Source organism: Nonomuraea basaltis (assembly GCF_005893125.1).
Lineage (GTDB): Bacteria > Actinomycetota > Actinomycetes > Streptosporangiales > Streptosporangiaceae > Nonomuraea > Nonomuraea basaltis.
The window spans coordinates 24,379-33,382 of sequence record NZ_VCJS01000141.1 but is presented as its reverse complement, the minus strand read 5'-3'; the positions used below and the strand labels follow the sequence as shown (position 1 = coordinate 33,382).

Here is a 9,004-nt window from a genome sequence, read left to right as displayed (position 1 = left end):
GGTCCTCGACCTCAACGGCCGGCTCGTGGGCATCGTCAGCCGCCGCGACCTGGTCAAACTGTTCCTGCGCGGCGACGCGGAGATCGCCGCCGAGATCCGCGACGACATCCTCGGCCGCACCCTGTGGATCAACACCGACGGGGTCACCGTCTCGGTGGACAACGGTGTGGTCACGCTGTCCGGGCAGATGGACCGACGTACCGAGACCGGCGTCGCCGCCCGCATGGCCGCCCGGGTCAACGGCGTCGTCGACGTGGTCAACGAGCTCACCTGGAAGCAGGACGACTCGAAGTGGCAGGCCGGGTAGCCATGCTCGTACGCGAGGTCATGAGCAGCCCGGTTATCACGGTCCAAGGATGATGCGGTGGTGGGCATGGTCAGCCGCCGCGACCTGATGGCGATGCTGGCCCGCTCGGACGACGACCTTCGCCAGGCGGTCGTCACCGCCCTGCGCGAGCACTACCCCTCCGGCCCGAGCCGGGACGTCACGGTGCACAACGGCGTGGCCGAGCTGTCCGGGCCGCCCCACGAGCATGCCGACCGCATCGCCGGCCTGCTCGCCCGCACCGTGCCCGGCGTCGTCCGGGTCGAGCACCTCAGGAGATCCCCATGAGAACGACCGTCGAGAACGTGATGACCACCGATGTGGCCGCCGTCAACCAGAAGGCGTCCTTCCACACCGTGGCCGAGCTGCTCATCAACCGCGGTGTCAGCGGCGTGCCCGTGCTGGACGACGACAGCCACGTTGTAGGCGTGGTGTCCGAGGCTGATCTGCTGGCCAAGCAGGAGTTCAAGGAGCGCTACTACGGCGACGGCTACACACCGCCGCTGCGTGCCCGCATCCGACACACCGTCGGCAGCGAGGGCAGCGGCTTCTACAAGGCGCTCGGCGAGACCGCCGGCGAGCTGATGACCTCGCCGGCCCACACCACCAATCCCGACGTCGCCGTCGTGCTGGCCGCCCGACAGATGGACAAGTACGGTGTCAAGCGCCTGCCCGTGGTCGACGCCGAAGGCAGGCTCGTCGGCATCGTCAGCCGCCGCGACCTGATCAAGGTCTTCCTCCGCCCCGACGCCGACATCGAGCGCCAGGTACGCGAGACCGTCCGCGGCGAGGTGGGCATCGCGGTGGCCGACGGCGTGGTCACCCTGACCGGCACGCTCGACGAGCACAGCCAGGCCATCACCGCCGTCCGCCTGGCCGAGAGCATCGACGGCGTCGTGGCTGTGCACGACAAGCTCAACTGGAGACACGACGACGTCGTCGCGGCATACACCGTGTGGGGCGGCGCCTGACATGGAACCGGCCGTCCTGGACTCGCTGGACCCGCTGATCAGCGCGTTACGCGAGCGCGGGTACGCCGTCGTGGGCCAGTGGTCCGCGACGGCGTGATCCGCTTCCAGGAGCTTGGCTCGGTCGCCGACCTGCCTGCGGGATGGACGGATGAACAGGCGCCAGGCGCCTACCGGCTGCGAACTCGGCGGCGCGCGCGAGCGTGCTCCTTCAAGAGGTCGAGCCCGCGGCGCGCGCTCTCCTGCGGTGCTACCTGGCCTGCGCGCCGGGCGCACGCCCCCACGTGCCTGTGGATGAGGGCTGCGCATGGAGGGCCAGATCGACACCCTGGTGCCCGAACCCGCCGGCGAGCACCTGCCGGCGGTGCTGCGTGAGGCCCTGTCCAACGTGGTGCGGCATTCCCATGCGAGGTCATAGCGGCCTGCGCAACATCGAGGAACGCGCCGCCCGGTTGGGGAACGGCGGAACTGGAGAGCCGCGGAGGGGAGGGACGCGGCTGCGCTGGCGTGTGCCCTTGCGAACTCAGACCTGTGAGACCACCACGTCTGTATCGTTTTCGCCCAGGAGGTCGTGCATCTGCGACAGCAGGGCGCGTAGATCGACCCCGGCGTCCACGAGCGCCGGGAGAAAGACCTCGTTCTTCTTCTCCACGTGGGCGCAGAACAGGGCGTACAGTGCCGACGCGCCTGTGATGACGTCTGCGGTCAGTCGCGCCGCCTTCACCTGGTCCGTCAGCGAGCGTAGGGCGAGGTGCTCACTGCGCATCGCAGCCACCAGCAGGCGGGTCTCCGGTACCCGCTCGGCTGCGGCGTACAGGATCTTCTCCTCTGCAGTCGCGTGGGCGAGCACCTTCTGGGTGCAGAAGCCGACCAGGGTCATCTGCCGTCCCACAGGGGACTGCAGCCGGTCGAGCATCAGGCAGAGCGTCCTGACATGGTCGGCCATGGTGCGGGTGAGCTCGGCGTGGTGGTCACGGATGGCGGCGAGGGTGGCGCGCTGCACATCGTGGAAGGCCGGCGGGGCGGGCCGCTGCGGCTCCTGCTCGGGGGTCGAGTGGAGTGGGGTGGAACTGTGCGCGAGTTGGGCGTGGTCACGCCGAGTGGGGCACTGGCCGCGGGTGATCCGCCGTACCGCCTCGGCGACGGACTCCAGCACCTGTTCGGCCTGTGCGGCGTCGTAGTCAATGTGTTTGCGCTTGCGCACGCCGTGGCTGTGCAGCATGACGTGCTCGTCCGGGACCACGTTGTGACGCTTGAGAGTGCCCAGTACGCACGTCAGCGGGCAGCCGTCGAGAGCGAGGATCGGCCGCCCTGAAATCGCCACGCGCACGAGCGAGGGCACATCCCCGCCCACCCCTGCGATGCACGACATCTCGGCCAGTCCCATGCGGTCCAGCCGGAGCGCCAGGTCGTTGGCCATCTGGGCGGCGCTGGAGCAGCCGGAGCAGGAATAGACCACCGGCAGGTCTGCTCGTCTGGGCCGGGACAATCGAGACTCCTCCTAACGACGAACAACTCGGCGGCGCCCGTCATCCATGATCAGTCGCACCGGCGCGGGTTCCTCTCTTCGGGCGCAGGATTGATCCGGTACGGCTCCGCCACGGTCATGCCGACACTCCTCGCAGAGATGAACCTTGATCGCGCGTCCGAGCCTTTCGCCATCCCTTCGCACCGGCAACGGTCTTTGGTCCCGAAATGACGGGGCCATTGGGCACCTTGCTCATTCGGGCCGTTGGCCCCGCCTGGTTCGGGACTTTGCTGACTGGCTGTTCACCGTCGACAAGCCGCTCATCCGCAACAAGGAGGGCATCACCACCACGCCCTTCGACGTGGCCATGCTCAACGACATTGACCCCTGCCACCTGTCATGAACGTCATCGCTGGGGCGTTAGCCAAGAGGACCAAAGTCCTCCGAAGACGAGCGGGACGCCCCTAAGCGGCAAAGACCATTCCAGGAGACGGTGATGGGGAGAGGAGATCATCATGGAGGACGAACTCGGCGTGGTGGTGGGCTATGAGGACTCGCCCTCGGCGCTCGAGGCCCTGCGGTGGGGCGCTGCCGAGGCCTCGGACAGGAAGCTGCCGCTGACCGTGTGTCACGCGTGGGAGTGGCCCTACCACGAGTGGCCCGGCGAGCTGATCCCGCTCGAGCTGGTCCGCCGCCCGGCGCGGCGGCTGGTGAAATCCGCTGCGGCATGGGTCATGAGGAGATATCCGGAACTGCCCGTCAACACGCTGACCGACCGCGGCTCGCCGGCCGCGCTCCTGGTCGACCTGTCCAAGGAGGCAGAGTTGATCGTGGTGGGCACCCGCGGATACGGCGCGCTCGGAGGGATCGTGGCCGGTTCGGTGAGCGGACATGTCATCGCCCGGGCCGCGTGCCCGATGATCGTCGTACGTGGAGACGCGGAGGCGAGGGGCACCCGCGAAGTGGTAGTGGGCTTCGACGGCTCGCGGTCGTCCATGGCCGCGCTGGGCTTCGCCGCCGGGGAGGCCGCACGGCTGGCGGCGCCGCTCAAGGCTCTGATCGCGGACCCGGGCAAAGACACGCGCATCCAAGCCGAAGGGCTGGCGTGGGAAGAACTCGTCCTCTGGCGGCGCCGGTTCCATGACCTGCAGACAAGCGTCGAACTGGCCGACCAGCCCGCGCGCCAGGCGCTGCTCGAAGCCGCGTGGAAGGCGCGCCTGCTGGTGATTGGCGCGCGCGGCCTCGGCGAGGTGCGCGGGCTGCTGCTCGGGTCGGTCAGCCAGGCGATGGTGCACCAGGCGCCGTGCCCGGTCGCCGTGGTACACGAGCCATAGCGTCACTTGCCCCACTGGGAGTCGTCGGACGGTGACGTGCATCGTGGGTTCCTCGTGGTCCTGCCTCCATCGAGCACGCCCCAAGCTAATTGGTTCTCATCCGCCGCGAACGGGGGACAGGCGAAGACACCCGCCGGGTGGGGATGGACGTCCTGCCCGGCTCGCCGTCTCGGTGGCCTGGGGATGTGACTGCCGACCACGGTCACCGATCCGCTGCCGGGCGGGAGTGCCTCAGGGATGGGGATCTCTGTCGCACCTCGGCGGGTGTCTGTATTCCAGGATCGTCGTGCGGGTGGCGTGCGGGTAGGGCTGAAGGTCCCTGGTTCTCGGGACTTTCGGCGGGCCAGGTCGCACAGCGGCGGGGCCAGGATGGCCGCGCCGAGCGCCATGGCCCAGCCCAGCGGCGGGATCGCGGTCAGGCAGCCTGGCGGTCCTGGGTGGAGACCGTGGGCCGGCGCACGCCCGAGCATGTCGCCTCGCAGGTGGCCGCCTCCTGGCTGCGCGGGCTGGGCGGAGCGGGGTTCCTGGTGGCCGGCAAATGGGCGGCCGCGGGTCACTGGCCGGACACCGTGGTGGTCGCCAACGGCGACGAGGGCGAGGCTGTGACGCGGAAGACCGGCACGCGGGCTGCGATCCGCTCGAAATCCTGCGACGGAGCATGCCGGTCCACCGGGATGTGCGGACGGGCGCCCGGCGCCATGGCCAGATAGCGGCGCAGGATGGGCGCCCGCACTGCGGGCTCGACCTCTTCGAGGCGCACGGTTTCCCGTCGGCCGTGCCGCAGCACCGCCCGCCCCTTCGCCGCGCGCACGTTGCGCACCCAGTTCGCGTTCTCCCCCAGCATCGCCACCAGGTAGCGCTCCCTCTGGTAGTCGGCGACCACCAACGGGAAGGAGATGACGCGGCCACTACGCCGTCCGACGACCTCCAGCGTCGCCAAACGCTTCACCAGCCCCGACGAGTGCAGCACGCGCCAGGCCCGGTTCATGGCCCGGGCCACTCGATTCGGCCTCCCACCACGATAGAGCCAGTGGTGCCAGCGTCCTGATCGGTTCATGAGTCCACTTCCACGAAATCGCTGGTCAGCTCACCCACGCCCGCAGCCCCTGCCGGTTGCCGCGCCCGCGCATGTGCGCCAGCGATTCCTTCTCGAGCTGACGTACCCAATGCGGGGTCAAACCCAGCTCCTCGGCGATCTGCCGGGGCGTGTGCTCACCGTGCCCGCCCAGCCCGAACCGCAGCCGCATGATCAACGCCTGACGTGGTGCCAGCCCCGCGACGAGTGAAGCGAGCAGGTCCTTCAGGGCCTTGCGTTCGACGAGTTGCTCAGCGGACACCATCTCGACGTCCTCCAGCAGTTCGCCCAGTGTCGACTGGTGCCGTTCCTCTCCCACGATCACGTCGAGGCTGGCGCATCGCTGCGGCAGCCGGCGCAGGGCTCCGATCCTGGCCGGCTCCAGTCCCGACTCTTCGGCCAGCTCACGCTCCGTCGGACGACGTCCGAGCCGGTGCATGGCCGTGGCCTCCGCACGGGCGACCTTCGCGAGCTGGTCCTGCACGCCGATCGGCAGCCGCACCGGGTGCGCGTGCTCCGTTCCTCGCTGGATGGCCTTGCGGATCCACCAGGTGGCGACCGTGGAGAACCGGTTGCCTCGGGTGTGGTCGAACCGCTCGACCGCCTCGATCAATCCCAGGTTGCCGTCCTGGATCACGTCGGCAAGAGAGAGCCCGCGGCGCGCGTATCGCTTGGCGATCGACACGACCAGCCGCAGGTTTGCTTCGATCATGTGCTCCCTGGCGGCTCGACCGTCGGCGACCACCGCTTCCAGTCCGGGCTCCGCCGCCCCTTGCTCGATCAAATGGGCGGCGTAGGCCCCGGCCTCCATCCGCTTGGCGAGCTCCACCTCTTGCGCGGGGGTCAGCAAGGGTGTGCCGCTGATCCGCGCCAAGTAGTCGCTCAGCTGATCGTGCGGAACCGGCTCCGCCTGCGCGTCGATGCTCATCGGGCGCTCCTGACCACGGCCAGCGGGCACGGGGACTGGTGGAGCAGTTCCTGGCTGACCGAGCCCAGGACCATCCCGGCGAACGTGCCGTGCCCGTGCGAGCCCACCACCAGCAGGTCGGCACCGCTCGCGGCCTGGCGGAGCACCTCGACGGGATGGCCGTGGACCGCCTCCTCCACGACGGCCACATCCGGATAGCGCTCGCCGAGCAGTTGCCTCGGTACAAGCGGCTCCTCAGAACCCGCAGGGTCGAAGTGACCCGGATGCGGATACGTACGGGCATGGACGACACGCAGCCGCGCTCCCCGCAGCCGCGCCTCCGCCAAGGCGAATTCCAGCACCCGAGCCGATGCCGGCGAACCGTCGATCCCGGCGACGATCTCCTCTCGCGGCAGTGAGGGCAGCTCGCGGACCACCACGACGTCGCAGGGTGCGTGCCCGGCCACGCCGTAGGCGACCGATCCGACCAGCATCCCGCGGAAGCCGCCGATCCCGTGGCTGCCGACCACCAGCAACTCGGCCTCCTCCGCCGCGCCGATCAGGGCCGAGCGAGGATCGTCGGGCAGGAACGTGGTGGACACGCTGATCTTCGGTTGCTCCCTGCGTGCCCGTTCCTCACCTGCGGCCAGCACGCTCTTGCCGCCATCGCGCATCCACGCTGCCACCTCGGCGTAACGGCCGGTCTCGGTCTCGTACGCCCACCGCGGCATGGCATGCGCCACCATCAGCGGTACCTCGCGCAAGGCCGCCTCCCTCGCAGCCCACCCGACAGCCTCCAGCCCGGTCCGCGAGCCGTCCACTCCGACGAGAATCATGCTTTCTCCTTACGTCTCCTCCAGCACACCCTGTGGATGGCCTCGCGTCCCAGCGCCGAAAGACCTCTGCGGGAAGGGACTTTCGGCCCCCAGCGGAGCTCAATGCCGGAACGCGTCTCCCTTATGGGGGTATCCGGACGCATGCCCCCAAGCCGCCGCGCTGTCCGCCCGGCTATGGGCAGACCGGCGCGCATGAGCCGCGCTGTGGTCCGACCGCGCTCGTAGCGGGTCTTGTCCGGGAACGCCCACAGGAAGACCCACCCGATCGAGATCCGGGCGATCGCCCAGACGTAGTCGACCCGGTGCCCAGAGGCCCCAGGCAGAGCAGCGACGCAAGAGGACGAACGCCCGGCGCATCATCGACTTTCGGCCCTGCCCTGCGACACAGTCCCTTGATGGGATCGAAGCATGAGGAGAACGCGCCATGCCGGAAAGCGGGCACGACGGTTATTGCTGGTACAGGCGGCCGCGCTCGTCGCATATGTGATACTCGTGCGCCCGCGGCTGCTTCGCTGGGGAGCGACGCGGGCGGAAGTGCGCGGCCCGCTCCCGGGCGACGCTGTCATTCCCCTCCCCCACATCGTCGCGACCCGCGCCATCACCATCGACGCGCCGCCGGAGGCGGTGTGGCCGTGGCTGGTGCAGATGGGCGGATACACCCGGGCCGGTTGGTACGGCTATGACACGATCGACAACGGCGGTATGCCCAGCGCCCGCCGCATCATCCCCGAACTGCAGAAGCTCGGCGTGGGTGACCTGCTCCTGACAGCCGCGCGGGCACCGGTTACCGGGCCGAGCAGGTCGAGCCGGCGCGCGCGATGGTCCTGGCGATTGGGGCGTTCCACGTCACGGAGACCTGGGCGATCGTCCTACACGACCTCGGTGGGCGCACCAGGATGCTGTTCCGGCTCCGTGTACTGTGCCGCCCCGGCCTCCTGGGCCTGATCTACCTGCTCCTGTCGCAGTCGGCCGGCTACTTCTCAGTCAGAAAGCAGATGACCACCATCAAGGCCCTGGCCGAAGGCGGCACCTCCCGATGGCCGTCGCCGGCCGGAACGGGCGCGGTCCCCCTTGCCGATTGACCTTCGGCAGGACCTCCACCCCTGCACGGGCTGTTCCCCGCCGCCGTCATCATGCTGCCGGTCGCCGCCTGGGACCGCATCACGCCCGGCCAGTCCGCGGCGACGACCGGATAGCCGGCACGTGCCGAACGGCCCAGATAGACGGGTCCAAAGTCCCACCGTGAAGGTGACCTGTGGCGGTGACGGCGGATCGGGCCTGCGATCTACCGTCGGCGTCATGTCCGATGAGCGCCACCCGATCCGTCGCCCGTCCGGCACACGGACGGTGGCGCTCATGACGGGCCTGCACCCAAGCGGACGGCGGGTCACAACCACGAAGGCCATCCCCGGACCCGCCGCCCGCCGGGCGAGACCTCCCCGATGAGCGGCCTGGCCGGCGTGCGGTTCGCGACGCCCATGACCGGTTTCCACATCCGACGCGTCTTCGACGAGCGCTGTCCCGCGCCCTGCCCCCTCCTCGCGCCATAGCCAGACAGGCCGATCCCATGGGCGAGCTGCGCCCGCCGGGTGAGCTACGCGTACCGGCGCGAGCGGGGCCGCAAGCGAGGAGCACCGGCACAAACCACGATCTCGCGAAGACCTGGATGGACATCACCTTCATGCTCGAAGACCTACGCGCGGCCGCGCACCGCGACCCTGCCTTGCACGGCCGCCACAGGCTCGAGGCGATTCTCTACCCCGGACTGTGGGCGGTCTGGATCCACCGCCTGGCCCACCAGCTGCAACGCCGTCGTGTGCCATTCCTGCCCCGCCTGATCTCGCAGCTCGCCCGCACTCTGACCGGGATCGAGATCCACCCGGGCGCCCGCATCGGGCGGCGGCTGTTCATCGACCACGGGGCGAGCGTCGTCATCGGCGAGACCGCCGTCATCGGTGACGACGTCACGCTCTACCACCAGGTCACGCTGGGCGGCCGCGGCTTCCAGTCCGACGCCAAGGCAATCCCCGGCACAGGGGTAACAGCGAACATGGAATGAAGATCCCGCGCCTCGCCGTGGTCACGGCAGGG

12 protein-coding genes are annotated in these 9,004 nt (G+C 69.5%); 8 read left to right on the top strand and 4 right to left on the bottom strand.

Annotated features, from left to right (window positions below; all coding sequences use genetic code 11):
• From EJK15_RS44915 to EJK15_RS75245, 4 genes are all read left to right on the top strand, one after another.
• The coding region (locus EJK15_RS44915) for a BON domain-containing protein (RefSeq protein WP_138716586.1) at window positions 1-307 on the top strand (307 nt) is incomplete at its 5' end.
• A gap of 57 nt (window positions 308-364) precedes the next feature.
• Entirely contained in the window at window positions 365-613 is a 249-nt protein-coding gene (locus EJK15_RS44910) for a BON domain-containing protein (protein ID WP_138716585.1), read from the top strand.
• Window positions 610-1,296, top strand: coding sequence for a CBS domain-containing protein (locus EJK15_RS44905; RefSeq protein WP_138716584.1), 687 nt, complete (start codon window positions 610-612; stop codon window positions 1,294-1,296). Before EJK15_RS44910 ends, EJK15_RS44905 begins: the two co-directional genes overlap by 4 nt.
• 1 nt (window position 1,297) lies before the next feature.
• On the top strand, window positions 1,298-1,393 hold the full coding sequence (locus EJK15_RS75245; protein ID WP_240777611.1) for a YkuS family protein: 96 nt from the start codon (window positions 1,298-1,300) through the stop codon (window positions 1,391-1,393).
• 423 nt (window positions 1,394-1,816) lie between these two features.
• Here the strand turns inward: EJK15_RS75245 and EJK15_RS76670 are convergent, their stop codons facing one another.
• Window positions 1,817-2,782: a putative zinc-binding protein gene (locus EJK15_RS76670; RefSeq protein ID WP_171074904.1), complete on the bottom strand. Its 966-nt coding sequence runs from the start codon at window positions 2,780-2,782 to the stop codon at window positions 1,817-1,819.
• Between the two features lie 145 nt (window positions 2,783-2,927).
• Here EJK15_RS76670 and EJK15_RS44890 point away from each other — a divergent pair, with 145 nt between their 5' ends.
• Both EJK15_RS44890 and EJK15_RS44885 read left to right on the top strand, forming a co-directional pair.
• Window positions 2,928-3,164, top strand: coding sequence for a hypothetical protein (locus EJK15_RS44890; protein WP_138716583.1), 237 nt, complete (start codon window positions 2,928-2,930; stop codon window positions 3,162-3,164).
• 112 nt (window positions 3,165-3,276) lie between these two features.
• Entirely contained in the window at window positions 3,277-4,095 is an 819-nt protein-coding gene (locus tag EJK15_RS44885) for a universal stress protein (protein ID WP_138716582.1), read from the top strand.
• 553 nt (window positions 4,096-4,648) lie between these two features.
• Here EJK15_RS44885 and EJK15_RS44875 read toward each other — a convergent pair.
• The 3 genes from EJK15_RS44875 to EJK15_RS44865 form a co-directional block, all read right to left on the bottom strand.
• Entirely contained in the window at window positions 4,649-5,044 is a 396-nt protein-coding gene (locus tag EJK15_RS44875; RefSeq protein ID WP_240777610.1) for a nitroreductase/quinone reductase family protein, read from the bottom strand.
• A gap of 133 nt (window positions 5,045-5,177) precedes the next feature.
• Window positions 5,178-6,098 carry a sigma-70 family RNA polymerase sigma factor gene (locus EJK15_RS44870; protein ID WP_138716580.1) on the bottom strand — a complete coding sequence of 307 codons (921 nt, stop codon included), beginning with the start codon at window positions 6,096-6,098 and terminating at the stop codon, window positions 5,178-5,180.
• Window positions 6,095-6,913, bottom strand: coding sequence for a universal stress protein (locus EJK15_RS44865; RefSeq protein WP_171074903.1), 819 nt, complete (start codon window positions 6,911-6,913; stop codon window positions 6,095-6,097). Before EJK15_RS44865 ends, EJK15_RS44870 begins: the two co-directional genes overlap by 4 nt.
• Window positions 6,914-7,731: 818 nt before the next feature.
• On the opposite strand from EJK15_RS44865, the gene EJK15_RS44860 reads away from it, so the two are divergent.
• Together EJK15_RS44860 and EJK15_RS44850 are read left to right on the top strand one after the other, a co-directional pair.
• The gene (locus EJK15_RS44860; RefSeq protein WP_138716579.1) at window positions 7,732-7,995 is read left to right on the top strand and encodes a hypothetical protein; all 264 of its coding nucleotides are present in this window, start codon (window positions 7,732-7,734) and stop codon (window positions 7,993-7,995) included.
• A 584-nt stretch (window positions 7,996-8,579) separates the two neighbouring features.
• Window positions 8,580-8,972 (top strand): serine O-acetyltransferase, encoded by a 393-nt coding sequence (locus EJK15_RS44850; RefSeq protein WP_138716578.1) that lies wholly within the window; start codon window positions 8,580-8,582, stop codon window positions 8,970-8,972.
• Window positions 8,973-9,004: the final 32 nt, after the last annotated feature.